This window comes from Bradyrhizobium brasilense, assembly GCF_029714345.1.
Taxonomy (GTDB): Bacteria; Pseudomonadota; Alphaproteobacteria; order Rhizobiales; family Xanthobacteraceae; genus Bradyrhizobium; species Bradyrhizobium australafricanum.
The window spans coordinates 5,797,517-5,823,901 of the sequence record NZ_CP121669.1; the positions used below are offsets into that span (position 1 = coordinate 5,797,517).

Genomic DNA, 26,385 nt, shown 5'->3' on the forward strand with positions numbered 1-26,385 from the left:
GCCGTTCACTTCGCAAGAGCGAGTTGGCTTCTCCTGTGTCATTGCGAGCGCAGCGAAGCAATCCATCTGTCCGCACATGCGGAACCATGGATTGCTTCGTCGCTTCAGCGCAAAATTGCTCTGCAATTTTGTCGCGAGCTCCTCGCAATGACGGCAGCATTGGATCGCGCCCCAAACTCCCACAGGGAGAGGTCGGATGCCGCCACACGCGGTCCATCCGGTTCAGGCGTGCAAGTCGGCCGCCTCGATCCGGATGCGGTCGGCATGCAGTGACCAGTCGCACAGCGATTGCTCCTGGCAAAACTTGACCTTGGCCATCTCGGTGGCCTGGCCCTCGCTCGAGGCGTCGATCTCAAGCGCGCCCTGGCAAACCTCGCGCTCGCGGCCATTGCCGCCGAGCACGTCCTTCATGAAATGAACGACGAAGCGTGACATGGAACCCTCCCTGCTGCACCGGCAGAGCCCGGGGGTACCACGCTAGCACTAACACGAAAGGGTAGTGAGTTAATTCGGCTGATACGCGTGCGACTGTTCGCAGCGGGAAAAGCTACGCGCCGGCCTGGGGCAGGCTGGCGGCAGCGATCGCGACGATCTGCGCAAGACGGCGGCCGATCCTGGCGGGCGCGTTGCGGAGCAATGACTGGACCTGTCGCATGAACTTCTTCCTTCCGTGCCCGGAATGGACGGGCACGCAGGGAAAATGGCGATTTCTGGCTAAGCCGTCGATATCTCAGGGAAAATAACAACGGACGCGTTGCGAGGCGGTCGTCCGGCAGTGGATTTATTGCCCCGATCGAGGCTACGACGAAGGAGATTTTCTCCGGTGTTTTGGCGCGCGCAACAGCACTCGCACGGCTGGCCGTTTTGCGTGAGGGACGCACCGGCGGAACCGTTCCCCTCCGCCCTTGCGGTAGATGTCCCCCGCAAGGCCTGGCGCTGCACGATTTCTGAATATTGGAAATGTACCCCTGAGTTGCCCGACGCGTCAAGCTACCTGCTCGAACGCCGGCAGCCGTCAGCTCCTTTGCATGGGGTTGTTTTCGATATTTTGGCCGCGCGCAGCCGCGGCCACCGCTGGGGAAGGCCCGACCCTACCCCGGCATGAACCCGAACGCCTTCTCGAACCGTCTTGCGTAGACCGGCCACACCTCGGGATTGATGATGCGCGGCGGGCGCTTGCCGTCGAGGGCGTCGAGGATCTGCTCGGCCGCGATCCGGCCCATGTTGATGCGCGCCTCGCGGGTCACGCCGGCGGTGTGCGGGCTCGCCAGCACATTGTCGAACTGCAGCAGCGGATGATCCGGCGGCGGCGGCTCCTTGTCCCAGACGTCGAGCCCGGCGCCGGCGATGCGTTTGTCACTTAGCGCTTCCTCCAGCGCCTTCTCGTCGTGGATGAAGCCGCGCGCGGTGGTGACGAAATAGGCGTGCGGCTGCATCAGCGCGAACTGACGCGCGCCGATCATGCCGCGGCTGTTCTTGTCCAGCGGACACGAGATCGAAACAAAGTCCGCGCGGCGCAAGAGATCGTCGAGCTCGACCTTCTCCCCGCCCCGCTTCGCCATCTCATCCGCCGTGAGATAGGGATCGTAGGCGATCACCTTCATGTGCAGGAGGCCCTTGCACAGCTCGGCGATGCGGCGGCCGACATTGCCGAGCCCGACGATGCCGACGGTCTTCTCCCTCAGCTCATTGCCGATCAGATCGTTGCGGTTGACGTTGGCCTCGCGCCGCAGCCTGCGGTCGGACTGGATGATCCGCTTCGACAGCGTCAGCATCATGCCGAGCGCGTGTTCGGCGACCGAATTGGCGTTGCCGCCGGACTGGTTGACGACCAGCACGCCCGCGGCGGTGCAGGCATCGACATCGACGGGATCGAAGCCGGCGCCATTCGACGACACGATCAGAAGATTCGGCGCGCGCTTCAACAACTCGGCGTGGGCATGGAAATGCGGCGCCAGCTCATCGCGGGCCGCGCCGATCTGATAGGCATGCGCGTCGGCAAGGACGGGCGCGAACGTCGCCTCCGGCGTCTCGTTCTCGAGACGATCGAGCCGGACGTCCGGCCGCTTCTTCAGGATATCGACGTAGATCTCGTGGGCGAGGTATTTGACGTAGAACACGCGCTTGTTGTTGACGGTCATGTCTTCGAGCAGCTTTCAGTTTGGGAAGCCATAGAGTCGTGCGGGATTGTCGACGAGGATACGGTGCCGGGTCGCCGCATCCGGCGTCCATTCCTGGAACAGCGTCAGCAGATGGCCGGCGTCGGGCATTTCGCCTTCGACCCGCGGATGCGGCCAGTCGCCGCCCCACACCAGCCGTTCAGGATTGGCCGCGACCAGCGCCTCGTGGAACGGCCGCGCATCCGGATAATCGGGCGCCCGCTGGCTCAGGCGATGCGCGCCCGAGAGCTTGGCCCAGCACCAGCCTTCGCCCACCGCGCGCAGCAGGCTCTGAAAGCCCGCGGTGTTGATGCCGGCGGCAGCATCGGTGCGGCCCATGTGATCGACCACGACCGGCAACCCGAGCGCCTTCAGCGTCGGGATCGTGTCAGGCAAATCCTTCACGTCGATCCAGAGCTGCAGATGCCAGCCGAGTTCTGCCATCACGCCCGCGTGCGTCTCGGCAACGTTCAAGGGAATGCCGCCGCGATAGTGCAACTGCCCGCCGCGGAAGAAATGGTTGAAGCGCAGACCGCGGACGCCGAGCACGTGCCATTGCCGCAGCGTGCCCGCCGCCACATCGGCATCGGCCACCGCGACGCCGCGCAGCCGCGCGGGCTCACGCTGCAACGCATCCAGCATCGCCGAATTGTCGTGGCCGTGCGCGCTGCCCTGCACCAGCACGCCGCGGGCGAAACCGAGTGCATCGAGCATGCCGAGATATGTTTGCAGCGGCGCGTCCGGCGGCGTGTAGCTGCGATCGCCGGCATAGGGGAAGCGGTCGGCCGGACCGAACACATGCGCATGCGTATCACAGGCCTTCGGCGGCAGCTTGTCTCTGGGCGGCGTCACCGGACGCGGCAGCAGGCAGGCGGGAATCTCTGACGCGGCCATGTTCTATTCCGCCTTCATGCCGGCGGCCTTGATGATCGGCCCCCATTTGTCATAGTCGGCCTTGATCTTGGCGGCGAACTTGTCCGGCGTGGAGCCGATCGGAATCGCACCGAGCTTGCCGAGCCGCTCCTTCACGGCATCGGTGTTCACCGCCGCGACGAAATCATGCGAGATCTTCGCGACGAGGTCGGCCGGAATGTTGCCGGGCCCGAGCAACCCCCACCACACCTCGGTGTCGTAGCCCGGCACGGTCTCCGACATGCTGGGCACGTCAGGCAGGAACGGCGCACGCGAGCCCGTCGTCACCGCCAGCGCGCGAACCGTGCCGGCCTGCAGCTGTCCGACCGATTCCGGACCGTTGTTGAACGACAGCGGAATTTGCCCGCCGAGCAGATCGTTGATCGCGGGCGCACCGCCCTTGTAGGGGATCGCACTGATCTCGATCTTGGCGAGATTGTTGAGCAGCTCGCCGGCCAGATGGGTCGAGGTGCCGTTGCCGGCATGGGCGAAGGACAGGCTGCCGGGCTTCGCCTTCGCCGCAGCGATGACGTCGGCGACCGATTTGAACGGCGAATCCGCGCGCACCAGCAGCACGTTCGGCGACGACGCCAAGAGCGAGATCGGCGAGAAATCCTTGAAGGTGTCGTAGGGCAGCTTTGGATAAAGGAACGGATTGGTGGCGTGGCCGCTCGCCACCATGATCAGATTGTAACCGTCGGGCGCGGAGGTCGCGATCGCCTGCGAGGCGATCACCCCGCCGGCGCCGGGCCGGTTCTCGACCACGATCGACTGCGTCCAGGTCTTCGACACCGCTTCGGCGAGCGTGCGCGTCAGCACATCGACGCCGCCGCCGGGCGGATATGGCACGAGAATATGAACGGCCTTGGCCGGGAACGGCTGCGCGGACGCAAGGCCGGCCACAAAAATGGCCGCTGCCGCAATGGCGGTCCGCCAGACCCATCCGGCCATCGACGCCTCCCGTCCCTTGATCGCTACCGTCCCTTTTTCGTTACGCCTGTATCGCACGTCGGTTCGGCGCTGCGATGGCCGAATTCCGCAGATCGCGTTGCGGCCGCGACATGTTGACAATCGCAGGCACCGCGTCAAGTTTCGTGCGGCAAGCGGCCATAGCGTCGCGCGAGCAGGGAGAACAGGATGGCGGCCGCGGAACAAGCCTCGTCCCAGAAGTCAGCGACCAGCTGGCACGGCATCGTGCTGCAGACGCTGAAGCGGAACGAGATCAAGCTGGTGCCCTATGTGCCCGACCGGGTGCTGACCACGCTGATCAAGGACCTGCACGCCGATCCCTATTTCACGACGTTTCCGACCGCGCGCGAGGAAGAAGCGGTCGGCATCGTCTCCGGCGCCTGGATGGCGGGCACCCGCGGCGCGGTGCTGATGCAGACCTCGGGCTTTGCCACGCTGGCCAATGTGCTGGCCTCGCTCGCGGTGCCCTACCAGATCCCGCTGATCATGTTCGTCTCCGAGCGCGGCACGCTCGGCGAGTTCAATTACGGCCAGGCGCTGGTCTGCCGCACCATGCGCCCGGTGCTGGATTCGCTCGCCATGGAGCATCACACCATCACCCGGCTCGACGAGCTCGAATTCATTGCCGACCGCTCGATCAAGCAGGCCGTCACCACCCAGGCGCCGGTGGCACTGATCCTCTCGCCGCTGCTGACCGGCGGCAAGACCTTCGACAAGTGAGATCAGCCATGACCAGCACCCCCGCGCGCAACACCAAGGTGATGAACCGCTTCGAGCTCACCCAGCGCCTCGTCGCCGGGCTCAAGGACGAGGCCGTGATCGGCGGCATCGGCAACACCAATTTCGACCTCTGGGCCGCCGGCCATCGCCCGCAGAATTTCTACATGCTGGGCAGCATGGGCCTAGCGTTTCCGATCGCGCTCGGCGTCGCGCTGGCGCAGCCGAATCGGCGCGTGTTCGCGCTCGAAGGCGACGGCTCGCTGCTGATGCAGCTCGGCTGTCTCTCGACCATCGCGACACTGGCACCGAAGAATCTCACCATGGTGGTGATGGACAACGGTATCTACCAGATCACGGGCGCGCAGCCGACGCCGGCCGCCGGCCATACCGATATCGTCCAGGTCGCAATCGCCAGCGGCATCGCGAGCAGCTCATGGGCCGCCGACGAGGACGATTTCGAGCGGCTGATCGAACAGTCGAAACAGGCCTCCGGCCCGACCCTGATCGGCGTCCGCATCGACGACAAGCCCGGCACCGGCACGACAAGGCGCGATCCCGTGCAGATCCGCGAGCGATTCATGAACGGGATGGGGGTACGGCAGCTGCTGTAGAGCGGATGCGATAATAGAAGCCGCCGCGCAACCGCATGGCCGCCAAACTCGCTAAAGTATAGTTGCTCTCGCGCTCTAGTTGCGGTTAGCTCACCGTGAAGCTGGGGCTTTCAATGAGCATATTATTTGACGCGGCATCCGCCGCAGCGGTTTTGTGCGGCACCACACGGGTAGCGTTGACTACAGTCCGAACGCACCGCTCAGCGTCGGCTATTGATTTTCGCTGACGGCGACCGCGGCTGACATCATGGGTGAACTCGTCAAAGGAGATGACGGCCTCCAAGTAGAGGAAGTCGGGCGATGGGCGAAAGACAAAATCGCCTCTCTATGTCGCTACATCGAGATATCGCGCGCAGTGCGTAAGAAGTGGTTAGGCCCAGGAAAAGGTGGCGCGGCCTACGTCGAGCTTTTCTGTGGTCCCGGACGATCCAGGGTAAGGCGAACGAACGAATACATCGATGGTAGTTGCGTAGCCGCGTGGAAGGCGAGCCTCGCGTCCAAAGCACCATTCAGTACTGTTTATGTTGGCGACGCGGATGAGCACCGAAGATCACTCGCCATCGAACGCTTGACAAGAGCTGGAGCACCCGTCGTTGAACTAAGAGGGACTGCCGTCCAGGCAGTTCGCGAAGCTCGTTCATTGCTCGGCTTGAGCGGGCTCAACTTCGTGTTCGTTGATCCCTACAATCTGGGTGCTTTCGAGTTCGAAGTAATGAAGGCGTTCGCCGGCCTTCGATATATCGATATGCTTGTCCATATCAGCAAGATGGATCTTCAGCGCAATACTGGAATGAACATCAAGGCTCAACAGTCAGCGTTTGACAATTTTGCTCCTGGCTGGAGGTCCGCTGTCAACCTGAATCAACGCCATCCCGCGATCCGTCGCGAAGTCTTCGAATATTGGCGCCGAAAAGTCGCCGAACTCGGAATTTCTACTTCGGCGGACATGCAACTAATAACGGGGGAAGGTGGTCAGCACCTATACTGGCTAACTCTCGTCGCCAAGCACGATCTAGCGCACAAATTCTGGAAGACCGCCTCTAACAACTCAGGACAGCGCAGCTTCCTCTAGGACGGGCATTTCATCGTAAGTCTTGCCATTCAACTCGCGCCCTGCCGCCTTCTTGTTTCTCCCGCCCCATTGCTTGAAGAAGAAGGCGGTGCCGTGCCTGCGACAGGCAGCCTCGATCTCGTCGACCCATGCCCGTTTCATCGGACGTGCACCGGGCCCACTCTCGCCGCCGACGATCGCCCAATGAATGCCACTAAGATCGGCAACCGCAACCGAGCCTATCAACGGTTCAAATGAGATGAACCTCACTGCTGCACGTACGCGGCGCAGATCAACAATGCGATCGAGATAGTCGGCACTTTCAACGCTGGTGCCGAGCCAGACATTGCGCAGGACCGGCAGCGCTGTGGTCAATTCGGCCATCCGGTCCGGCCGTTTGGTCAGGATTTGGTAGGTATGATGCGGCGTCTCCTGCATCGTCGACCAAACGTCAGCCACGAAGGTTGCGGGCACATCCGCGTGGAACAAGTCCGACATGGAGTTGACGAAGATTTGGCGCGGCTTCCGCCAAGCTCTCGGCGCTTCGAGAGACTTCCGGTCCAAGTATAGCTTGCCGGTCCACTTTGCCCGGCCACCGGTCTTTCGAGTGAGCCCACGGTACTTTTCGACACCCATAGCCTCGAGGCGAGCGGCCATTCGCATCGCGTAGCAGTTGGTACATCCTGGCGAAAGGATTGTGCATCCGGCGACCGGGTTCCAAGTCGCATCAGTCCACTCGATTGTGGTCTCGGCCATGCGCTTCTCCTATGTGAAAAATATCCTGACATGGGCCGGTAAATCAACCCTAAATGTTCTATATTTGTTCTAAATAAGCATATCTATCTATATGATTTTACTTGCAGTCACCTAAACGAGAAACCATCATCAATTCAACCTCAGCTCCGTGATGTGCCGGGGATCCGGCGCGAGCTCGCCGCGTTCGACGCACTTGACGATGTCGGTCAGCGCGGCATTCGCCGCGCAGGTGATGCCGAGCTTCTCGCCTTCGCGGACCACGAGGCCGTTGAGGAATTCGATCTCGGTGCGGCGGCCCTTCTGCATGTCCTGGCCCATCGAGGGGCGCTGCGCCGATGAGGTGCGCTTGGCATCCTTGAAGCGCTGCTCGTCGCAAGCGCGTGTCGCGGCCTCGTCGCCCTCGCCGGCGCGCGCGATGGTCTCGGGGGGCAGGTGCAGGATCTCCTCCAACTGATAGCCCTGCGCCTGGCCGACGCGGATCGCCTCGCTGCCAAGCCGCGTCGAGAAGCGGCGCAGCGGTTCGCTTTGCAGCACTTCGCCGCCCGTTAGACCAGTGCAGGCCGAGAGCCCGTTGCCCATCACGTTGGCGACGAGCTTGGACCAACGCTCGCCCCAGAGATTGGAGGTGACCTTGGCGCTGTCGGAATAACCGACCAGGCGGCAGACTTCCTCCGCCCGCGCGGTGATGCGGCCATGCACCTCGCCGGCGCGAAACACGGTGTGCGCTGCGCCGCCCTTGCCGGCGCCGCGGTGGATGTGGCCGGGCTCGGGCAGATTGACGGTGATGCTGCTTGCGATGCAGCCGAGCGTCTTGCCCCAGCCGACGATGCCGGCGATGGTCTCCTCGTTCATGCAGTTCTGCAGCGAAACGACGTAGCCGTCCGCCGCCAGATATTGCCGGATCAGCATGGTGGCCCAGGCGGTGTCGTAGGACTTCATGCAGACGAAGGCGACGTCGACCGGTTTCTCTTTCGCCAGCTGCTGCGCGTCGGTGACATCAAGCGCGCGCACCGGCACCGAGAATTCCGCGACGTCCATCGCGTGCGTGACGCGCAGTCCGTGCTTGCGCATGTGCTCGACATGCGCGGGCCAGGGATCGATGAAGGTGACGTCCTCCCCCGCCTGCACCATATGCGCACCGGCGTAGCCGCCGACCGCACCCGCACCGACGATCGCGATCTTCCGACCCATGCTTCCATCCCCTTGATTGAGACGAACGCTGGCTGCGTCCATCCGTTGCGGATCAGTTTAGGGGATTGCGGCGTCAGGCCAACCGGTCGCTTCATGAAAAAAGCTGGGCGGTGCCATGCCGGTATTCATGGGACCCAAGAAAATCGGACCAAGAAAATCCCCGCGGGCGATGGGCCCGCGAGGATGTCATTTCCTTACTTCCGTCATTGCGAGCGAAGCGAAGCAATCCATGCTTCAGCATACGCGGCGCGATGGATTGCTTGGTCGCTTCAGCGCAAAATTGCTTGCAATTTTGTCGCGAGCTCCTCGCAATGACGATGGAACAGGCGCGATCACGCGATCAGTCGATGATCTTGACGATCCGGCGGGTACGAGGCTCCACGATCACGCGGCGGTCGTTGACGACCGCGTAGCGATACTCGGTGTAGCGCGGCACCGGGCGCAGCACGACGGTGTCGGGCAGCGGCTCGCCGACGACGACGCGTTCACGCACCACCACCGACGGCTCGCTGCGCGGGATCGAGGTGATCACCGCATTCGGGATCTCGAGGCCGGCGCCGACCGCGGCACCCAACGTGCCGCCGACGATCTCGCCGACAGGGCCCGCGATTTCGCCACCGGCCCGCGCGCCGTTCGCGGCGCCCGCCGCAGTCGTGGACTGCGCGAAGGCCGAACCGGACGCGAGCAGCGACGCAGCAGCGACAAGGGACACAGCAAAACGCTTGTTCATGATTCTCCTCCTCCGAATTGATCGATGCCCCCTCAACATCGCAAGCAACGAGAACGTTCCAGTTCCAACGCTGCAACCCGCGCAACTCCAGTTCCGCGCGCAATTCGCTTGATTCCGGTACGAACGAAAATGCTGCTCCGAACAACCTTCGAAGCAGCATTCATCCAGGGTTCAGATTCAGAGATCGTGCAGAACAGACCGCGCGGCGTGCCGTTCAATCCGGCGGCCTTTGATCGGCTCGCCGCCTCGGAGCTCGCCGTCTCGGCGGCGGTGCCGCCGCTGGCTTGATGCGGATTCGCATCGTCCCGCCCTTCGACTCGATCTCGAAAGCGTTGGTCCTGCGCACCAGCTCGCCGAGGGTGCGGAAGCCATAGGTCCTCTGATCGAAATCCGACGCGAAATTGGCCAGCTGCCGTCCGACCTCGCCAAGCGTGACCCAGCCGTCCTCGCTCGCCATCTGGCTGATGACCTTCTTGATGATCGGCGTGGCGGCCTCCGGCGGCTGCAACGGCTGGGCCCGCACGGCGGCATCCTGATTGCTCGGCGCGCCGCCGCGCAGATTCTCGGTATAGACGAACCGGCGGCAGGCCTGCCGAAAACTCTCCGGCGTCTTCTGCTCGCCGAACCCGAACACGTCGATGCCGTGCTCGCGGATGCGGGCGGCAAGCCGGGTGAAATCGCTGTCCGACGACACCAGGCAGAAGCCGTCGAACCGTCCGCTGTGCAGCAGGTCCATGGCGTCGATCACCAAGGTGATGTCGGATGCATTCTTCCCGGTCGTATAGGCAAATTGCTGCTGCGGAATGATGGCGTGCTTCGACAGGATGTCGGCCCAGCCCTTGGACCTGGGATTGGAGAAGTCGCCGTAGATGCGGCGCACACTGGCCTCGCCGATCTTGGCGATCTCCTCGAACAGCCCATCGGCGATCTTTGCAGATGCGTTGTCGGCGTCGATCAGGACAGCCAGACGCGGCGAACGGAGTTCGGAAGGCATGGCATTTCTCGGCTGGGACAGGATGAATGGACAATTCCGCAGACAGCTGCGGAACCGGCGCAGCTGCCGTATCGGAGCACATCGCGCGTCCCAAGCATAGGCGGCATCGCCAAGACGTCGCGGCGATGCCAGCCTTGAGGCGGCGAGGTCAGATCACCTCGCCCAAGTCGATCGCCCGCCTGGCGAACTCGATGGCCTTCTCGGCGGTGATCGCATCCGCTGTGGTCGTCGCCTCGTCGCGCACCGACGGCGGCGAAGCGATCCGGATCTTCTTGCCGTTCGAACGGCGGATGGTCGCGCGCCAGCGATCGACGTCGCGCCGGTAGGCATCGATGACAAAATCCCGATAGGCGACACCGCTCATCAGCGGCTGAATCGATGCCGCTTCGATAGTGGGCGGCCGGCTTGCGATGTCGCGCACCATCTCGACAATCGTCTCGACGGCATGCTCACGCGCGACGCCGGTCGCGTCCCTGAGCAGATAGTTCACCGCCGCGCCGATCTGCGCCCTCGCGCGATCGTCGCTCGCAAAATCCAGATCGGCCTGAACTGACATATGGGGAAAACGCCTCCGCCCGACGCAACATCGGATACCTCCAGGCATCCGGCACCTTGTAACCACGTGACGTTTAGTCGGCTCCCCATTAAAGCCGGATTATCCGTTAGCCCCCGATTTCTCGGATGCCGTTAACCGGCTCTTGATGCCGCTTCACAGGATGCCCGACGCGGCAGGGATGGTCGGCCGGATCACGGGAGGACCGCGCTACGCGCCGATGTGTCCGCGGCCCCGTCCGGTGCCGCAGCCCGGTTCGCGCCGCCAATTCGCGCGTGATCAGCAATTGACATATCACTGCTATCCGTGTGACATTTTATTAAAAGGGGCCGACAAGAGCCCATCAATCTCTACTTGGGGAGGCAGCAATGACCATTTCCGACGTCACCGCAGCAGCCGGAAGCCGGGCTCCGGCCACCGTTGCGCGAACCGCGCAGGCGCAGCAGGTCGCCGATATCGCGGCGCGGCTCGAACGCCTGCCGCTGACCTCATATCAGCGCTGGATCTTCGGAATCATCGCGACAGCATGGTTCTTCGACAGCATGGACCTGGCCGCGCTCACCTTCGTGCTCGGTTCGATCCGCCAGACCTTCGGCCTGTCGACGGCGGAAGCCGGGCTGCTGTCCAGCATGAGCTTCCTCGGCATGTTCGTGGGCGCCGCGTCCGCCGGCCTGCTCGCCGACCGTTTCGGCCGCGCCCGCGTCTTCCAGGTCAGCATGATCTTCTGGGGCTTGGGCAGCCTGTGCTGCGGTCTCTCGACGACGGCGACTGCGCTCGGCGCGTCCCGCCTTCTGCTCGGCTTCGGCATGGGCATGGAGTTTCCGGTCGCGCAGTCGATGGTCTCGGAGATCATGCCGGCGCGCAACCGCGGCCGCTACATCGCGTTCCTCGAAGGATTCTGGCCGCTTGGCTTCATCGCGTCGGGCCTGCTGACCTACTTCGTGCTGCAGGTCGCCGACTGGCGCTGGGTCTTCATCCTGCAGGCGATCCCGGCCGTGTTCGTGCTTGTGGTGCGCCGCTACGTTCCGGAATCGCCGCGCTGGCTCGCCTCGCACGGCTATTCGGAGCGGGCCGAGGCCACGGTGCGCAATATCGAAAGCAGGGTCCGCGACCGTCTCGGCGGCAAGGAACTGCCGCCGGTGGTGCGCCAGGTGGCCGCCCCCGCGTCCGAAGTGACCGGCCTGAGAACGCTGTTTTCGGGCATCTATGCCAAGCGGACCACGATGTTGTGGACCCTGTGGTTCTTCGCGCTGCTCGGCTTCTACGGCCTGACTACCTGGCTCGGCGCGCTGCTGCAGGCCAAGGGCTTCCCGATCACCAAATCGGTGTTCTACACCATCCTGATCTCGCTCGCGGGGATCCCCGGCTTCCTGGTCTCGGCGTGGCTCGTCGAATCCTGGGGCCGCAAGGCGACGCTGGTGATGAACCTGCTCTGCGGCGCGATCGCCTGCCATTTCTACGGCTCGGCGGCGGACCAGACCCAGCTCATCATTGCCGGCCTCTGCATGCAATTCTTCCTGTTCGGCATGTGGTCGGCGCTCTACGCCTATACGCCCGAACTGTACCCGACCCATGTCCGCGCGACCGGAACGGGCTTTGCCTCCGCGGTCGGCCGAATCGGTTCGCTGATCGGCCCCTATGTGATCGGCGTGATCCTGCCGGCGGCCGGACAAGGCGGCGTGTTTGCGCTCGGCGCCGGCGCGTTCGTGGTGGCGGCGCTCGCGGTGCTGTTGCTCGGCGAGGAAACCCGCGGCCGGACGCTGGAAAGCATTTCGCACTGATGGGCGCGCGGCGCGCCGTCCGATTCGGCGCGGCGCCGATCGACCGGCCTTGTCATTGCCATCGGGCGTGTGAGATATCTGCTGTACAGCAGCACTCACGATCCTGATGGTACATTCGAGCAAACGATCCAGCACGGTGCGCGCGCGCACAGCAGGGAGCCGCCGGCCGGCACGGCAATCGTCCGCCGCCGGCGACAAGCCGCGCGGTTCCGCGCCGGCCCCGCTCCCGCAAAGCGACGTCACGCTCACCGATCGCGCCTATGCCGAGCTGGAAGAGCTGATCGTGACGCTGCAACTGCCGCCGGGCACCGCGCTGTCCGAGCTGGTGCTCGCCAAGCGGCTCGACATCGGCCGAACCCCGATCCGCGAAGCCTTGCAGCGCCTGTCGCGCGACGGTCTCGTCAACATCCTGGCCCGCCGCGGCGTGCTGGTGTCCGAGATCGACCTCAGGGCCCAGTTGCGCCTGCTCGAAGTCCGGCGCGAGCTGGAACGGCTGATGGCGCGCGGCGCCGCCGAGCGCGCCACCAGCGAGCAGCGCACGCAGTTCTCCGAGATCGCCGCCGGCATGCGGCGCGCGGCGGAGAAATCCGACGATCTGCTGTTCATGCGGCTGGATCACCAGTTCAACTCACTGATCTCCGCGGCGTCGCGCAACGAGTTCGCCTCCCGCGCCATGGGCCTGATGCATGGCCTGTCGCGCCGGTTCTGGTACCAGCATTACAAGGAAGCGGCCGATCTGCCGCTCGCGGCGCGGCTGCATGCCGACGTCGCCGAAGCCATCGCCGAGCGCCGCGTCGACGCCGCGGGCGCGGCCTCCGACAGCCTGATCGACTACATCGAAAGTTTTGCGCGTTCGACGCTGTAACGGCTCTCAGAGCTCGACCACCGTGCGGATCGAACGTCCTTGCCGCAGCGCCTCGAAGCCGTCATTGATGCCGTCGAGGCTGCAGCGGCCGGTGATCAGTTCGTCGAGCTTGAGCCGGCCGTCCAGATAGGCCTGCGCCAGAAAGGGAAAGTCGCGTCGTGGCCGCGCGCCGCCATAGCTCGAACGGCGAAATCGCTTCTCGCCCATCAACGCGCCCCAGCGAAAACTCACGTCCCGCGTGACGTCGATCTTGCCGAGCCAGATCACCTCGCCGCCCGGCCGTACCGCCTCCGCGGTCTGCCGAAACGCGTTGGGATGGCCCGCCGCTTCAAGGATGACGTCGGCGCCGCGGCCGCCCGTCGCCTGCTTTGCGAACTGGACCGGGTCCTCGCGCGCCGCGTTGACGACGTGCGTGGCGCCGAGCTGCCGCGCCAGCGCCAGCTTTGCATCATCGAGGTCGACCGCGATAACAGCACCGGCGCCGGCAAGCCTGGCGCCCTGCACCGCCGCCAGCCCGACCGCGCCGCAGCCTGTAACCATCACGGTATCGCCGTGACCGATGGCGGCGACGTTCAGCGCGGCGCCGACGCCGGTCATGACGCCGCAGCCGATCAGGCACGCGCGGTCGAACGGGATGTCGTTTGGCACGACGATCGCCTGCTGGGCCGGCAGCACGACATATTCCGAGAACGCGCCGAGGAACATCAGGTGCGCCAGCTTGCGGCCGTCCGCGAGCCGCGCCTTCGACGCGCCGTCGAAATGCACGCCTTCGGCGCCCTGCGCGAGATAGGTCTCGCACAGGATCGGCTGCGCGCGGTCGCAGTGAAAGCAGTGCCCGCAATGCGGATTCCAGGACAGGATGACGTGATCGCCGACCCTGATGTCGCGCACCGCGCTGCCGATTTCCTCGACCACGCCGGCCGCCTCGTGCCCGAGGATCATTGGCAGGGGATAGCGCAGCGATCCGTCGATGACTTCGAGATCGGTGTGGCAGAGCCCCGCAGCGCGCACCTTCACCACGACATCGGTCGGCATGGGCTGCGCAAGCGATATGCGCTCGACGGAGAGCGGCGTTCCGCTTTGATGCAGCACCGCCGCGCGACAGGTCAGGGTCATCTCAAGAATTCTCTGCCGGGGACATCAGCACGGGCTCAGGCCCTCTGTCCGGAGCGCAGCGCCGCGACCGCCTCGTCGAGATCGGCCGAGGAGAGCTCCCATTCATTGTCGAAATTGGCGACGACGCGCCGCATGAAACTCTCGTGCAACGCTTTCGCGGCAGCGGCATCGTGCAGATGGTCATAGAGCAGCGCGAAGGCCAGTTGTGCCGGCTCGGGCCCCTCGTAGCTCCATTCAAAGCCGTGTTCGGTGAGACGAAGCTGGTCGTAATGCGGTGACAGCGGCTTGCCGTCGACCAGCACCGAAATGCCGTCGATGGTGCGGTCCCCGGTATAGCTCGCCATCGGATCCTCCCTGTGCTGCAGCATCATATCAGGAGCTCGGTCAGGATCCCGGCGGACGCATCTTGAGGTCCTTCTTGACGACCTCGGGGAAGATCCACATCGCGACGGTGGCGAACACGCCGAGGAAGGCGACCGCATAGCTCGGTCCCTGCTGTCCCAGATAGACCATGAAAAAGTATCCGCAGGCCGCCGTGGCGAGGCACGCCAGCGACAGCATGAGTTTGATGTGGCTTGGCATCGAGACCTCCCTTCACGTCATCCAGTTGTGAAACGACGGCGCCGCCACGCGGACCAGCAGCGCGAGCGCTACGATCATGGCGCAACAGGACAGCCGCAATCCCGCCCGTCCGTCGCGCCACGATTCCGGCAGCGCCTGAAACAACCCGGGCAAGAACAAGAACAGCACGCCGCCGACGACAACAATTGTGGTCCAGCGCAATTCGGCCAGCGCGAATGCCAGCGTGCCGGCGAGCAGCATCACCCACACGATGGTCGTCATCGTCACCGGCAGAACGGCGCGCCCGCGCAGCGGGTACATGCCGGCCAGCTGCAAGAAGCCGATGCAGCACACGCTCCACAGCAGACCGAACCAGGCGAGGCCTGCGAGATTGGGTTCAAGCTGCGGCATGTGGCACCGATTGCTCCTTCGCCACGACCCGCGGCGTCCGCGCCGTCCGGCGCATGTCGGTCTTCACGTAGCGCGTGCTGTAGCCGTTGAAGATGTGGCCGAGCAGGCCGCGATTGAGGTCGGAGGTGCCGAACACATAGTCCATCACCGGGAAGGTCAGGTTCATGTTTCGCTCCATCATGATCGACTGGTTGTGATGGGCGGTATGATGCCGGCGGATGGTGTTGACGAAGGGCATGTTGCGTACGAAGGCATTTTCCTCGACGTGGCAGCAGAAGTGCATGAACTCGTAGATCAGGTACATCGAGGTCGTCGTGGTGATCAGCAGCCAGCCGGTGTTGGCCGAGATCACAAGGCCCGCGACGATCGCCGGCAGGATCGACATCAGGGTGAACACCACGAGCGCATAGGGCGGAAAGAAAGTGACGCGCCAGTCGTGATGATCGGCAAAGCGCATCTCCTCCTCGGTGAAGAATTGATGGTGCATCAGGGTGTGGCGGCTGTAGACCGCGCGCAGCAAGGGCACATTCGAGGGCCGGTGCATGACGAAGCGGTGCACCGCCCATTCGAAGAAGTTTGCGATCAGGAAGACCACGGGAATGGTGAGGTATTCCCACCATTTCACGTCGTGCACATTGGCCAGATAGACGTACAGCGCCGTGAAGCCGATCGTGTAGATCAGCACGACGTGCAGCCAGCCATTGTACCAGCCCACCACGCGCTCGCGGTAGGTCGCGCGATATTTGCGCTGGCGGTCGGTCATCCCTGTTGCAGCCAACTCCATCGCGGGTCCCTCCGTCATTCCTGATCTGATATATCAGTAGCACATCAGATGTGGAAGGCAAGCTTCGTCAGCCGCGCGCGGGTCCGGAAAAGAAGATGGTGCGCGGAACCCGCGCAGGAGGATCAGAAAGCCTGGCTTGGTTTCGCGCGATCGGGCTGACCGCGCCCTTCCCGCTCGTCTCGGCGGCCCATTGCAGATGGGACAGCCCAACGAAAAGACCGCCCCGGACGGTGTCCGGGGCGGCCTGAGGTATTCGACAGATTCAGAAGATCAGAGCAGGCCCGCCCCGCGCGCCCACTTGTACTTGGCGCCGAGCACCTCGACCGGCAGTTCGGTCGAATAGGCGTAGGCCGGGATGCCGTGCTGGTAGAGATATTCGGCGGCTTCCTCGACCTCGACGTCGCCGGCGAGCGAGGCGACGATCGGCTTGACGAAGCCCTTGGCCTCCATCTCCTTCTTCACCTCGACCATGTTGCGCGCGAACACCATCGGCGGCGTCACGATGGTGTGCCAGTAGCCGAGGATCAGCGCGTGGATACGCTCATCCGACAGGCCGAGCTTGACCGTGTTGACGTAGGTGATCGGCGGCTCGCCGCCGGTGATATCCACAGGATTTCCGGCCGCGCCGAACGGCGGGATGAACTTGCGGAACGCCGCATCGAGATCCGGCGGCATCTGCATCAGCGACAAGCCGTTGTCGACCACGGAGTCGGAGAGCAGCACGCCGGAGCCGCCGGCGCCGGTGATGATCAGCACGTTCTCGCCCTTCGGCGTCGGCAGCACCGGCACGCCGCGGGCGAATTCGAGCAGCTGCCGCAGGCTGCGGGCACGGATCACGCCCGACTGCTTGAACACGTCCTCGTAGATCTTGTCGTTGCCGGCGAGCGCGCCGGTGTGCGACGAGGCCGCCTTCGCACCCGCAGAAGTGCGGCCGGCCTTGAGCACGACCACCGGCTTCTTCTTGGAGACGCGCTTGGCGGCTTCCGCGAAGGCGCGGCCGTCCTTCAGGTCCTCGCAGTGCTGCGCGATCAGGTTGGTGTTGGGATCCTGCTCGAAGAAGGCGAGCAGATCGTCCTCGTCGATGTCGGACTTGTTGCCGAGGCCGACGATCGCCGACACGCCCATCTTGGCCGAGCGCGAGAAGCCGATGATCGCCATGCCGATGCCGCCCGACTGCGACGACAGCGCGGCGTGGCCCTTGACGTCATAGGCGGTGCAGAACGTGGCGCACAGATTGGCCGGGGTATAATAGAAGCCGTAGATGTTCGGCCCCATCAGGCGGATATTGTATTTCTTGCCGACCTCGACGATCTCGGCCTGCAATTCCGGCGCGCCGGCCTCGGCAAAGCCCGAGGGAATCAGCACCGCGCCGGGGATTTTCTTCTCGCCGCATTCGGCGAGCGCGCCGGCGACGAACTTCGCGGGGATCGCGAACACCGCCGTGTCGATCACGCCGGGCACGTCCTTGACGCTCTTGTAGGCCTTGTAGCCGAGGATTTCGTCGGCCTTGGGATGGATCGGATAGATCTCGCCCTTGTAGCCGCCGTTGATGAGGTTCTTCATCACGGAGTTGCCGATCTTGCCGTCCTCGGCGGAGGCGCCGATCACCGCAACGCCCTTCGGCTGCATGATGCGGTTCATCGCGGCGACGATCTCTTCGGTCGGACGCGGCGCCGGGCGCGGCTTGTAGTTGAAGTCGACGACGATGCGGACGTCGGCCGCGATCGCGTTCTTGCTGGTGGCGAACACCGGGTTGAGGTCGAGCTCGACGATCTCGGGGAAATCGCTGACCAGCTGCGACACCTTGACGATGACGTCGGCGAGCGCCTCGCGATTGACCGCCTCGCCGCCGCGCACGCCCTTCAGCATCTCATGCGCCTGGATGCCGTCGAGCATCGACAGCGCATCGTCCTTGGTCGCGGGCGCGAGGCGGAAGGTGATGTCCTTGAGGATTTCGACCAGCACGCCGCCGAGACCGAAGGCGACCAGCTTGCCGAACGAGCCGTCGGTGATCGAGCCGACGATCACCTCGGTGCCGCCGCCCAGCATCTGCTGGACCTGGATGCCCTCGATCTTGGCGTCGGCCTTGTACTTCCTGGCGTTGGCGAGAATCGTCTCGTAGCTCTTCTCGGCCTCGGCGGCGCTCTTGACGCCGACCACCACGCCGCCGGCCTCGGTCTTGTGGAGGATGTCTGGCGAGACGATCTTCATCACGACCGGGAAGCCCATGTCGGAGGCGATGCGGGCGGCCTCGGCCGCCGACCTGGCAACCACCTCTTTCGGCACCGGAATGCCGTAGGCGTCGCACACCACCTTGCCTTCAGGCGCGGTGAGGCTCGTGCGCTTGTCGGCCCTGACCGCATCGAGAATTTTGCGGACCGCATCCTTCGAATTTGACATTGGCTTCCTCCTGGGACAGATTTCGTGGCATTTGGTATGCCAAAAACGCAATTGTCAAGGTCGGTCGAGGTCCAAAAAGATCGAAAAATATAGGCAGCTTGACATTCTGGTATTTGGCATGCCAAAAATCTAAGGTAATTTCTTCTGCTAAGAAGACGTCTCCAAGAGGAGGAGACGAGTCGTGCCAGAACCGAAACAGACCAAGGCGTCGCCCACCATGGCTGACACAGATATCGCCATCGTCCGGATCGCGCCGGAGACGAGCTTCAAGAACAAGGCCTATGAGGCCTTGAAGGAAGCGATCCTGAAGATGGACATCTACGCGACGCCGGAGCCGGTGATGCTCGACGAGCGCGCACTGTCCGAGCGCCTCGGCGTCAGCCGCACGCCGATCCGCGAAGCGATCGCGATGCTCGAGCAGGACGGATTCGTGAAAACCGTGCCGCGCCGCGGCATCGTCGTGGTCCGCCGCACCAAGGCGGAGATCGTCGACATGATCCGCGCCTGGGCGGCGCTGGAGAGCATGGCGGCGCGCCTGATCACGACCACCGCGCGCAAGAAGGACATCTCGGCGCTGCGCGACTTCTTCAAGGACTTCAGCGACGATCGCCTGCCGCAGGATCACGTCGAGGAATATTCCAAGGCCAACATCGCCTTCCACCAGGCGCTGATCTCGCTGTCGGAATCGCCTGTTCTGGTCGACCTCACCAATGACCTGCTGCTGCATGTGCGCGGCTATCGCCAGCTTACGATCGGCCGCAAGGACCGCACCGCGACCTCGCTGCCCGAGCATCTCGGGATCATCGAGGCGCTGGAAGCGCGCGACACCGAGCTTGCCGAGAAGCGCGCACGCGACCACACGCTTGGGCTTGCGGCCTATGTCGAGGCGCACGGCCAAGAGTTATTCACGTAGAGAACCGTTCACTTAAGTTTGAGAGTCCACACCCGCTTCAGACGACAATCAGATCGTCCGAACAAAGAACGATCAGGGAGACGATGCCGATGCTGAACACCGCTACGAAGTCCGAGGCACCGGGCACCGAGCAAGAACTGACCGATGGCTTCCATCTCGTCATCGATGCGCTCAAGCTCAACGGCATCGACACCATCTATGGTGTGCCGGGTATCCCGATCACGGACCTGGGCCGCATGGCCCAGGCGGCGGGCATTCGCGTGCTCTCGTTCCGCCACGAGCAGAATGCCGGCTATGCGGCCTCGATCGCCGGCTTCCTGACCAAGCGGCCCGGCGTCTGCCTGACGGTGTCGGCACCCGGGTTCCTCAACGGCCTCACCGCGCTCGCCCACGCCACCACCAACTGCTTCCCGATGATCCTGGTCTCGGGCTCGTCCGAGCGCGAGATCGTCGACCTGCAGCAGGGCGACTATGAAGAGATGGACCAGCTCGCGATCGCCAAGCCGCTGTGCAAGGCCGCGTTCCGCGTGCTGCACGCCCAGGACATCGGCATCGGCCTTGCGCGCGCGATCCGCGCCGCGGTGTCGGGCCGTCCGGGCGGCGTCTATCTCGACCTGCCCGCAAAGCTGTTCTCGCAGGTGATGAACGCCGACGCCGGTCAGAAGTCGCTGGTCAAGGTGATCGACGCCGCGCCCGAGCAGATCCCCTCGCCGTCTTCGGTCAAGCGCGCGCTGGACGTCCTGAAGAGCGCAAAACGCCCGCTCATCATCCTCGGCAAGGGCGCGGCCTACGCGCAGGCCGACGAGGCGATCAAGAATTTCGTCGAGAAGAGCGGCGTGCCGTTCCTGCCGATGAGCATGGCCAAGGGCCTGCTGCCCGATCTGCATCCGCAATGCGCCGGTGCGGCGCGCTCGACGGTGCTGAAGGAAGCCGACGTCGTGATGCTGATCGGCGCCCGCCTCAACTGGCTGCTCTCGCATGGCAAGGGCAAGACCTGGGGCGAAGCCCCGAAGAAGTTCATCCAGGTCGACATCGAGCCCAAGGAAATGGATTCCAACGTCGAGATCGTCGCCCCCGTGGTCGGCGATATCGGCTCCTGCGTGTCGGCGTTCCTCGACGCCATGGGCGCGAACTGGACCGCGGCGCCGTCCGACTGGCTCTCGACCATCGCCAAGAAGCGCGACGACAACGTCGCCAAGATGGCGCCGAAGCTGATGAGCAACGCTTCGCCGATGGATTACCATGGCGCGCTCGGCGCGCTGCGCGCCATCATCGCGGAGCGTCCGGACACCATCTTCGTCAACGAAGGCGCCAACACGCTCGACCTCGCCCGCGGCGTCGTCGACATGCACAAGCCGCGCAAGCGGCTCGACGTCGGCACCTGGGGCGTGATGGGCATCGGCATGGGCTATTCGATCGCGGCTGCGGTCGAGACCGGCCTGCCCGTGCTCGCGGTCGAAGGCGACAGCGCGTTCGGGTTCTCGGGTATGGAGATCGAGACCATCTGCCGCTACAGGCTGCCGATCTGCGTCGTGATCTTCAACAATGACGGCATCTATCGCGGCACCGACGTCAACAGCGCCGGCGACGATCCGGCGACCACCGTGTTCGTCAAGGGCTCGCGCTACGACAAGATGATGGAAGCCTTCGGCGGCGTCGGCGTCAACGCCACCTCGCCGGACGAGTTGAAGCGCGCGGTCAATGCGGCGCTGGATTCCGGCAAGCCGACGCTGATCAACGCGGTGATCGATCCGGCGGCGGGCTCGGAGAGCGGCCGCATCGGCAACCTCAATCCGCAGAGCGTTCTGCAGAAGAAGAAGTAACCCCTAACCCCATCACTCCCTGCGGGTGCAGGGGCATATAGAGTACGGAGCAAACATTATGACCAAGGCGCTGAAGGGCGTTCGCATTCTCGATTTCACCCACGTCCAGTCGGGTCCGACCTGCACGCAATTGCTGGCCTGGTTCGGCGCCGACGTGATCAAGGTCGAGCGTCCCGGCGTCGGCGACATCACGCGCGGCCAGCTGCAGGACATCCCGAACGTGGACAGCCTGTATTTCACCATGCTGAATCACAACAAACGCTCGATCACGCTCGACACCAAGAACCCGAAGGGCAAGGAAGTGTTGACCGCGCTGATCAAGCAGTGCGACGTGCTGGTCGAAAACTTCGGCCCCGGCGTGCTCGATCGCATGGGCTTCCCCTGGGAGAAGATCCAGGCCATCAACCCGAAGATGATCGTCGCCTCGATCAAGGGCTTCGGCCCGGGCCCGTATGAAGACTGCAAGGTCTACGAGAACGTCGCGCAGTGCACCGGCGGCGCCGCCTCGACCACCGGCTTCCGCGACGGCCTGCCGCTGGTCACCGGCGCGCAGATCGGCGACAGCGGCACCGGGTTGCATCTCGCGCTCGGCATCGTCACCGCGCTGTACCATCGCACCCACTCCGGCAAGGGCCAGCGCGTCACCGCCGCGATGCAGGACGGCGTGCTCAACCTTGCCCGCGTCAAGCTGCGCGACCAGCAGCGCCTCGCCCACGGTCCGCTGAAGGAATACAGCCAGTTCGGCGAAGGCATTCCGTTCGGCGATGCCGTGCCGCGCGCCGGCAACGATTCCGGCGGCGGCCAGCCCGGCCGCATCCTGAAGTGCAAGGGCTGGGAGACCGACCCGAACGCCTACATCTACTTCATCACCCAGGCCCCGGTCTGGGAGAAGATCTGCGACGTGATCGGCGAGCCGACCTGGAAGACCGATCCGAACTACGCCAAGCCGCCGGCCCGCCTGCCGCGCCTTAACGAGATCTTCGCCCGCATCGAGCAGTGGACGATGACCAAGACCAAGTTCGAGGCGATGGAGATCCTCAACAAGGACGACATCCCCTGCGGTCCGATCCTGTCGATGAAGGAGATCGCGGAAGACCAGTCGCTGCGCGCGACCGGCACCGTGGTCGAGGTCGATCACCCGACTCGCGGCAAGTACGTCTCGGTCGGCAACCCGATCAAGCTGTCGGATTCGCCGAGCGACGTTCAGCGCTCGCCGCTGCTCGGCGAGCACACCGACGAGATCCTGCGCGAGGTGCTCGGCTTCTCCGATCACCAGGTCGCCGAGATCCACGACTCCGGCGCGCTCGACCCGCCGCGCAAGCAGGCGGCCGAGTAAAGGCAGCGCTCAAGCAGAAACACGAATGGCCGCGGGCAACCGCGGCCATTTTCGTTCCGGCCGGTCGTCAGTTCCGCCGTCGTGGCGAGATCAAGGTCCCCGGCGAAAGCCGGCGCTCATTGCCAGCCCGGAACTCCACGCATGTCGGGTAAGTGATGTGCAATGCCCTTGTGGCAATCGATGCAGGTCTTCTCGCCGGTAAACAGGAAGCGCTGGTGCGCCACCGACGCGCGCGGTGACTGCTTGGTGATATCCATCGATTCCGCGCTGTGACAGTTGCGGCATTCGAGTGAATCGTTGGCCTTGAAACGCGCCCACTCATGCAGCGCGAGCTCGAGCCGCTTGTCGACAAACTTGTCGCGGGTGTCGATGACACCGAACAGGTGGCCCCACACCTCCTTGGAGGCCTGCATCTTGCGTGCGATCTTGTCGGTCCAGTTGTGCGGAACGTGACAGTCCGGGCAGGTGGCGCGGACGCCGGAGCGATTGGTGAAATGGATGGTCGACTTCAGTTCCGCAAACACGTTTTCGCGCATCTCGTGGCAGCCGGTGCAGAATTTCTCGGTGTTGGTCAATTCGAGCGCGGTATTGAACCCGCCCCAGAAAATCACCCCGGCGACGAAGCCCGCGATCACCAGCACGCCGAGCCCAAACACCGTGCTCGGCCGCACCAGCACGTCCCACAGCTCGCGCGCGAAGGCCCATGCGCGTCGGAAGAGCCCCTCCTTCGAGGCTTGGGGGTCGGCCGCCTTCATCGACGGCCGCCCGGACCCGCGCGGCTCAGCATGGTGTCGATGTCGACGAAGTCGTTGCTGATGGGCGGATTGCTCACGCTCTGCGGTACGTGACATTCAGTGCAGAAAAAACGGCGCGGCGAGATCGACGCAAGGAACTGGCCGTCGCGATCCATGAAATGAGTAATCGAGACCATGGGCGCCTGCGACTCGCCGGTGCGGGCGCGCGCGTGACAGGACAGGCATTTGTTGCTGTTCAGATCGATCTGGTAGCCGTCGATCGAATGCGGAATCACCGGCGGCTGCTCGGGATAGTTCCTGACCTCCCGCTCGGACGTGTTGCGCGTCGGCATCATCGGCGGAGCTGGGCCTTCATTATCGAGCGGCGTCGGCCCCCGCAGCCCGGAATCGAGCGATTGCGCCGCCAATGTGCCGGTGCCGGCCCCTATCGCCAGGACGAGCAGAACGACGCGCAGGTCCCTGATCATGACGGCAGCACCTTCTCGATGCGTACGGCGCATTTCTTGAAATCGGTCTGCAGCGAAAGCGGATCGGTGGCGTCGAGCGTCACCTTGTTGATCAGCTTCGACTCGTCGAACCAGGGGACGAACACCAGACCTCGCGGCGGCCGGTCGCGGCCGCGGGTCTCCAGCCGCGCCCGGATGAACCCGCGGCGAGAGATCACCTTGACCTCGTCACCGCGTCGCAGCTTGGCCTCCTGCGCATCATCCGGATGCATGAAGCAGACGGCCTCGGGAAACGCGCGATAGAGTTCGGGCACGCGGCGGGTCATGGTGCCGGAGTGCCAATGCTCCAGCACCCGGCCGGTGGAAAGCCACAAGGGGTATTCGCTATCAGGCGATTCCGCCGGCGGTTCGTAGGGAAGCGCAAAGATGCGCGCCTTGCCATCGGCAAAACCGTAGAACTGCACGCCTCTGCCCTGCCCGACATACGGGTCCGAGCCTTCGCGGAAACGCCACTTCGTCTCCTTGCCGTTCACGACGGGCCAGCGCAGCCCGCGCTCGCCGTGATAGGCATCGAACGGCGCGAGATCGTGGCCGTGGCCGCGGCCGAAGCTGGCATATTCCTCGAACAGCCCTTTCTGGACATAGAAGCCAAACGCCTTGGATTCGTCGTTGGCGTAGCCCGACGCGACGTCGGAGACCGGAAACTTGTCGACCTGGCCGTTGCGATAGAGCACGTCGAACAGCGTCTTGCCACGATACTCCGGCTTCTTTGCCAGCAACTCTTCCGGCCAGACCTCCTCGATCTTGAAGCGCTTGGAAAACTCCATCAATTGCCAGAGATCTGAACGCGACTCGCCCGGAGCGGTGACGAGCTGGTGCCAGAACTGGGTGCGCCGCTCGGCATTGCCATAGGCGCCTTCCTTTTCCACCCACATCGCGGTCGGCAAGATCAGGTCGGCGCCGAGCGCGGTGACGGTCGGATAGACTTCCGAAACGACAATGAAATTGTCGGGGTTGCGGAAACCGGGATAGGTTTCCTCGTTGATGTTGGGACCTGCCTGCAAATTGTTGTTGACCTGCACCCAGTAGGCGTTGAGCAGACCGTCCTTCAGCATCCGGCTTTGCAACACCGCGTGATAGCCCGGCTTGTCCGGAATCGTGCCTTCCGGCAACTTCCAGATCTCCTCCGCCTTGTCGCGATGCGCCTTGTTGGTGACGACCATGTCTGCCGGGAGGCGGTGCGAGAAGGTACCCACCTCGCGTGCGGTACCGCAGGCCGAGGGCTGGCCGGTCAGCGAAAACGGGCTGTTGCCGGGCTCCGCGATCTTCCCGGTCAGAAGGTGAAGATTGTAGACCAGATTGTTGCACCAGACGCCGCGGGTGTGCTGGTTGAAACCCATGGTCCAGAAGCTGACGACCTTGGTCTTCGGGTCAGCGTAGAGCTCGGCCAGCGCCTCCAGGCGATTGAGCGGAACGCCCGACATCTTCGCCGCCTTTTCCAGCGTGTAGTCGGCGAGGAATTTGACGTAGTCGTCGTAGCTCATATCGGTGGCATCGTTGGCCTTGGCCGCACCCGTCGCCTTCTTCTGCAGCGGATGATCGGGCCTCAGGCCGTAGCCGATGTCGGTCTGGCCGCGCTTGAACACGGTATGCGCGGTGACGAAATCCTTGTTCACGCGCCCGGTCTTGATGATGTGATTGGCGATCGCATTGAGGATGTAGAGATCGGAGTGCGGCGTGAACACGATCCCGATGTCGGCAAGGTCGAACGATCGGTGCTCGAAGGTCGAAAGCACGGCGACCCGCACATGCGCCGCCGAAAGCCTGCGGTCGGTCACCCGCGTCCACAGAATCGGGTGCATCTCCGCCATGTTGGAGCCCCACAACACGAAGGCATCGGTGGCCTCGATGTCGTCGTAGCAGCCGGCCGGTTCGTCCATGCCGAAGGTGCGCATCATGCCGACCACGGCTGAGGCCATGCAGTGGCGCGCGTTGGGATCGATGTTGTTGGAGCGAAAGCCGGCCTTGAACAGTTTTGAAGCCGCATAGCCCTCCCAGACCGTCCATTGGCCGGAGCCGAACATGCCGATGCCGCTCGGCCCGCGCTGCTTCAGCGCCGCCTTGAACTTCTCGGCCATGATGTCGAACGCCTCGTCCCACGAGACCGGGGTGAAGTCTCCGTTCTTGTCGTACTTGCCGTTCGTCTTGCGCAGCATCGGCTGCGTCAGGCGATCGTGGCCGTACATGATTTTGGAGAGGAAGTAGCCCTTCACGCAGTTGAGGCCGCGATTTACCTCGGCCTTGATATCGCCGTGGGTGGCAACGACGCGATTGTCCTTGGTTGCCACCATAACGCTGCAGCCGGTGCCGCAGAAGCGGCAGGGAGCCTTGTTCCAGTCGAGTTCGCTGGCATCACGGTCAGTGACGAGGTTTGCCGCGACCGACGCAACTGGCATTCCGCCGGCCGCAGCGGCGATCGCGGCGGCTTCCAGCTTCAGCATCTGGCGGCGGTCGAGCTTGGTTTCGGTCATGGCTTGCCTCCCGGCAC

The 26,385-nt window shown here is 64.0% G+C and carries 26 protein-coding genes; 8 read left to right on the plus strand and 18 right to left on the minus strand.

Annotation, left to right across the window (positions count from 1 at the left end):
- Positions 1-222: 222 nt before the first annotated feature.
- From QA635_RS27325 to QA635_RS27340, 4 genes are all read right to left on the minus strand, one after another.
- Positions 223-435: a hypothetical protein gene (locus tag QA635_RS27325; protein ID WP_028345217.1), complete on the minus strand. Its 213-nt coding sequence runs from the start codon at positions 433-435 to the stop codon at positions 223-225.
- Between the two features lie 656 nt (positions 436-1,091).
- On the minus strand, positions 1,092-2,141 hold the full coding sequence (locus QA635_RS27330) for a hydroxyacid dehydrogenase (RefSeq protein WP_283062485.1): 1,050 nt from the start codon (positions 2,139-2,141) through the stop codon (positions 1,092-1,094).
- Positions 2,142-2,156: 15 nt separating this feature from the next.
- Positions 2,157-3,053 (minus strand): amidohydrolase family protein, encoded by an 897-nt coding sequence (locus QA635_RS27335; RefSeq protein ID WP_283062487.1) that lies wholly within the window; start codon positions 3,051-3,053, stop codon positions 2,157-2,159.
- Between the two features lie 3 nt (positions 3,054-3,056).
- Positions 3,057-4,022 carry a Bug family tripartite tricarboxylate transporter substrate binding protein gene (locus QA635_RS27340; protein WP_283062489.1) on the minus strand — a complete coding sequence of 322 codons (966 nt, stop codon included), beginning with the start codon at positions 4,020-4,022 and terminating at the stop codon, positions 3,057-3,059.
- A 186-nt stretch (positions 4,023-4,208) separates the two neighbouring features.
- Here QA635_RS27340 and QA635_RS27345 point away from each other — a divergent pair, with 186 nt between their 5' ends.
- The 3 genes from QA635_RS27345 to QA635_RS27355 all read left to right on the plus strand — a co-directional run bounded on the left by QA635_RS27345 (position 4,209) and on the right by QA635_RS27355 (position 6,443).
- A complete protein-coding gene (locus tag QA635_RS27345; RefSeq protein WP_253609448.1) occupies positions 4,209-4,760 on the plus strand; it encodes a thiamine pyrophosphate-binding protein in 552 nt (183 codons plus the stop codon).
- Positions 4,761-4,768: 8 nt separating this feature from the next.
- On the plus strand, positions 4,769-5,371 hold the full coding sequence (locus QA635_RS27350; RefSeq protein WP_283062492.1) for a thiamine pyrophosphate-dependent enzyme: 603 nt from the start codon (positions 4,769-4,771) through the stop codon (positions 5,369-5,371).
- Positions 5,372-5,618: 247 nt separating this feature from the next.
- Positions 5,619-6,443, plus strand: a complete 825-nt coding sequence (locus QA635_RS27355; protein ID WP_283062494.1) for a three-Cys-motif partner protein TcmP — start codon at positions 5,619-5,621, stop codon at positions 6,441-6,443.
- Here the strand turns inward: QA635_RS27355 and QA635_RS27360 are convergent.
- The 5 genes from QA635_RS27360 to QA635_RS27380 form a co-directional block, all read right to left on the minus strand.
- Entirely contained in the window at positions 6,420-7,178 is a 759-nt protein-coding gene (locus tag QA635_RS27360) for a DUF5131 family protein (protein WP_283062496.1), read from the minus strand. The two genes, QA635_RS27355 and QA635_RS27360, sit on opposite strands and share 24 nt — an antisense overlap.
- Before the next feature lie 129 nt (positions 7,179-7,307).
- Positions 7,308-8,369, minus strand: a complete 1,062-nt coding sequence (locus QA635_RS27365; RefSeq protein ID WP_283062498.1) for a ketopantoate reductase family protein — start codon at positions 8,367-8,369, stop codon at positions 7,308-7,310.
- A gap of 340 nt (positions 8,370-8,709) precedes the next feature.
- Positions 8,710-9,099: a DUF1236 domain-containing protein gene (locus QA635_RS27370; protein WP_283062500.1), complete on the minus strand. Its 390-nt coding sequence runs from the start codon at positions 9,097-9,099 to the stop codon at positions 8,710-8,712.
- A 214-nt stretch (positions 9,100-9,313) separates the two neighbouring features.
- A complete protein-coding gene (locus QA635_RS27375) occupies positions 9,314-10,093 on the minus strand; it encodes an NYN domain-containing protein (RefSeq protein WP_283062502.1) in 780 nt (259 codons plus the stop codon).
- 148 nt (positions 10,094-10,241) lie between these two features.
- Positions 10,242-10,649 (minus strand): hypothetical protein, encoded by a 408-nt coding sequence (locus QA635_RS27380; protein ID WP_283062504.1) that lies wholly within the window; start codon positions 10,647-10,649, stop codon positions 10,242-10,244.
- A 365-nt stretch (positions 10,650-11,014) separates the two neighbouring features.
- Here QA635_RS27380 and QA635_RS27385 point away from each other — a divergent pair, with 365 nt between their 5' ends.
- Both QA635_RS27385 and QA635_RS27390 read left to right on the plus strand, forming a co-directional pair.
- Positions 11,015-12,427 (plus strand): MFS transporter, encoded by a 1,413-nt coding sequence (locus tag QA635_RS27385; protein WP_283062506.1) that lies wholly within the window; start codon positions 11,015-11,017, stop codon positions 12,425-12,427.
- 106 nt (positions 12,428-12,533) lie between these two features.
- On the plus strand, positions 12,534-13,292 hold the full coding sequence (locus tag QA635_RS27390; protein WP_283062508.1) for a GntR family transcriptional regulator: 759 nt from the start codon (positions 12,534-12,536) through the stop codon (positions 13,290-13,292).
- Between the two features lie 6 nt (positions 13,293-13,298).
- Here the strand turns inward: QA635_RS27390 and QA635_RS27395 are convergent, their stop codons facing one another.
- The 6 genes from QA635_RS27395 to QA635_RS27420 form a co-directional block, all read right to left on the minus strand.
- Entirely contained in the window at positions 13,299-14,408 is a 1,110-nt protein-coding gene (locus QA635_RS27395; protein ID WP_283062510.1) for a Zn-dependent alcohol dehydrogenase, read from the minus strand.
- A 35-nt stretch (positions 14,409-14,443) separates the two neighbouring features.
- On the minus strand, positions 14,444-14,752 hold the full coding sequence (locus QA635_RS27400) for a DUF6166 domain-containing protein (RefSeq protein ID WP_283062512.1): 309 nt from the start codon (positions 14,750-14,752) through the stop codon (positions 14,444-14,446).
- Between the two features lie 40 nt (positions 14,753-14,792).
- Complete coding sequence (locus QA635_RS27405) at positions 14,793-14,990, minus strand: hypothetical protein (protein WP_024579640.1); 198 nt, start codon at positions 14,988-14,990, stop codon at positions 14,793-14,795.
- A 12-nt stretch (positions 14,991-15,002) separates the two neighbouring features.
- Positions 15,003-15,380 carry a hypothetical protein gene (locus tag QA635_RS27410; RefSeq protein WP_283062519.1) on the minus strand — a complete coding sequence of 126 codons (378 nt, stop codon included), beginning with the start codon at positions 15,378-15,380 and terminating at the stop codon, positions 15,003-15,005.
- On the minus strand, positions 15,367-16,164 hold the full coding sequence (locus QA635_RS27415) for a sterol desaturase family protein (protein ID WP_283071841.1): 798 nt from the start codon (positions 16,162-16,164) through the stop codon (positions 15,367-15,369). Before QA635_RS27415 ends, QA635_RS27410 begins: the two co-directional genes overlap by 14 nt.
- Before the next feature lie 270 nt (positions 16,165-16,434).
- Positions 16,435-18,564 (minus strand): acetate--CoA ligase family protein, encoded by a 2,130-nt coding sequence (locus tag QA635_RS27420; RefSeq protein WP_283062520.1) that lies wholly within the window; start codon positions 18,562-18,564, stop codon positions 16,435-16,437.
- 217 nt (positions 18,565-18,781) lie between these two features.
- Here QA635_RS27420 and QA635_RS27425 point away from each other — a divergent pair, with 217 nt between their 5' ends.
- The 3 genes from QA635_RS27425 (at position 18,782) to frc (ending at position 22,636) form a co-directional block, all read left to right on the plus strand.
- Positions 18,782-19,477, plus strand: coding sequence for a GntR family transcriptional regulator (locus tag QA635_RS27425; protein WP_050387017.1), 696 nt, complete (start codon positions 18,782-18,784; stop codon positions 19,475-19,477).
- An 89-nt stretch (positions 19,478-19,566) separates the two neighbouring features.
- The gene (gene oxc / locus QA635_RS27430) at positions 19,567-21,300 is read left to right on the plus strand and encodes an oxalyl-CoA decarboxylase (RefSeq protein ID WP_283062524.1); all 1,734 of its coding nucleotides are present in this window, start codon (positions 19,567-19,569) and stop codon (positions 21,298-21,300) included.
- 58 nt (positions 21,301-21,358) lie between these two features.
- Complete coding sequence (frc, locus tag QA635_RS27435; protein WP_057020269.1) at positions 21,359-22,636, plus strand: formyl-CoA transferase; 1,278 nt, start codon at positions 21,359-21,361, stop codon at positions 22,634-22,636.
- 116 nt (positions 22,637-22,752) lie between these two features.
- On the opposite strand, the gene QA635_RS27440 is transcribed toward frc, so the two are convergent.
- The 3 genes from QA635_RS27440 to napA are packed head-to-tail and all read right to left on the minus strand — an operon-like array spanning position 22,753 to position 26,368.
- On the minus strand, positions 22,753-23,391 hold the full coding sequence (locus tag QA635_RS27440) for a NapC/NirT family cytochrome c (RefSeq protein WP_225163705.1): 639 nt from the start codon (positions 23,389-23,391) through the stop codon (positions 22,753-22,755).
- Positions 23,388-23,891, minus strand: a complete 504-nt coding sequence (locus QA635_RS27445; protein ID WP_425249055.1) for a nitrate reductase cytochrome c-type subunit — start codon at positions 23,889-23,891, stop codon at positions 23,388-23,390. The genes QA635_RS27440 and QA635_RS27445 overlap by 4 nt, the downstream gene beginning before the upstream one ends.
- Positions 23,855-26,368, minus strand: coding sequence for a nitrate reductase catalytic subunit NapA (gene napA, locus QA635_RS27450; RefSeq protein WP_283062528.1), 2,514 nt, complete (start codon positions 26,366-26,368; stop codon positions 23,855-23,857). The genes QA635_RS27445 and napA overlap by 37 nt, the downstream gene beginning before the upstream one ends.
- Between the last annotated feature and the right edge of the window lie 17 nt (positions 26,369-26,385).

Coding starts and splice junctions, on each gene's coding strand:
- QA635_RS27410 (WP_283062519.1), bottom strand. CDS start 15,380: ATGCCGCAGCTTGAACCCAATCTCGCAGGCCTCGCCTGGTTCGGTCTG.
- QA635_RS27380 (WP_283062504.1), bottom strand. CDS start 10,649: ATGTCAGTTCAGGCCGATCTGGATTTTGCGAGCGACGATCGCGCGAGG.
- frc (WP_057020269.1), top strand. CDS start 21,359: ATGACCAAGGCGCTGAAGGGCGTTCGCATTCTCGATTTCACCCACGTC.
- QA635_RS27390 (WP_283062508.1), top strand. CDS start 12,534: ATGGTACATTCGAGCAAACGATCCAGCACGGTGCGCGCGCGCACAGCA.
- QA635_RS27330 (WP_283062485.1), bottom strand. CDS start 2,141: ATGACCGTCAACAACAAGCGCGTGTTCTACGTCAAATACCTCGCCCAC.
- QA635_RS27375 (WP_283062502.1), bottom strand. CDS start 10,093: ATGCCTTCCGAACTCCGTTCGCCGCGTCTGGCTGTCCTGATCGACGCC.
- QA635_RS27385 (WP_283062506.1), top strand. CDS start 11,015: ATGACCATTTCCGACGTCACCGCAGCAGCCGGAAGCCGGGCTCCGGCC.
- QA635_RS27425 (WP_050387017.1), top strand. CDS start 18,782: ATGGCTGACACAGATATCGCCATCGTCCGGATCGCGCCGGAGACGAGC.
- QA635_RS27420 (WP_283062520.1), bottom strand. CDS start 18,564: ATGTCAAATTCGAAGGATGCGGTCCGCAAAATTCTCGATGCGGTCAGG.
- QA635_RS27395 (WP_283062510.1), bottom strand. CDS start 14,408: ATGACCCTGACCTGTCGCGCGGCGGTGCTGCATCAAAGCGGAACGCCG.
- QA635_RS27360 (WP_283062496.1), bottom strand. CDS start 7,178: ATGGCCGAGACCACAATCGAGTGGACTGATGCGACTTGGAACCCGGTC.
- QA635_RS27400 (WP_283062512.1), bottom strand. CDS start 14,752: ATGGCGAGCTATACCGGGGACCGCACCATCGACGGCATTTCGGTGCTG.
- QA635_RS27445 (WP_425249055.1), bottom strand. CDS start 23,891: ATGCGCCGTACGCATCGAGAAGGTGCTGCCGTCATGATCAGGGACCTG.
- QA635_RS27350 (WP_283062492.1), top strand. CDS start 4,769: ATGACCAGCACCCCCGCGCGCAACACCAAGGTGATGAACCGCTTCGAG.
- QA635_RS27365 (WP_283062498.1), bottom strand. CDS start 8,369: ATGGGTCGGAAGATCGCGATCGTCGGTGCGGGTGCGGTCGGCGGCTAC.
- QA635_RS27405 (WP_024579640.1), bottom strand. CDS start 14,990: ATGCCAAGCCACATCAAACTCATGCTGTCGCTGGCGTGCCTCGCCACG.
- QA635_RS27325 (WP_028345217.1), bottom strand. CDS start 435: ATGTCACGCTTCGTCGTTCATTTCATGAAGGACGTGCTCGGCGGCAAT.
- QA635_RS27415 (WP_283071841.1), bottom strand. CDS start 16,164: ATGGAGTTGGCTGCAACAGGGATGACCGACCGCCAGCGCAAATATCGC.
- oxc (WP_283062524.1), top strand. CDS start 19,567: ATGCTGAACACCGCTACGAAGTCCGAGGCACCGGGCACCGAGCAAGAA.
- napA (WP_283062528.1), bottom strand. CDS start 26,368: ATGACCGAAACCAAGCTCGACCGCCGCCAGATGCTGAAGCTGGAAGCC.
- QA635_RS27440 (WP_225163705.1), bottom strand. CDS start 23,391: ATGAAGGCGGCCGACCCCCAAGCCTCGAAGGAGGGGCTCTTCCGACGC.
- QA635_RS27345 (WP_253609448.1), top strand. CDS start 4,209: ATGGCGGCCGCGGAACAAGCCTCGTCCCAGAAGTCAGCGACCAGCTGG.
- QA635_RS27370 (WP_283062500.1), bottom strand. CDS start 9,099: ATGAACAAGCGTTTTGCTGTGTCCCTTGTCGCTGCTGCGTCGCTGCTC.
- QA635_RS27340 (WP_283062489.1), bottom strand. CDS start 4,022: ATGGCCGGATGGGTCTGGCGGACCGCCATTGCGGCAGCGGCCATTTTT.
- QA635_RS27355 (WP_283062494.1), top strand. CDS start 5,619: ATGGGTGAACTCGTCAAAGGAGATGACGGCCTCCAAGTAGAGGAAGTC.
- QA635_RS27335 (WP_283062487.1), bottom strand. CDS start 3,053: ATGGCCGCGTCAGAGATTCCCGCCTGCCTGCTGCCGCGTCCGGTGACG.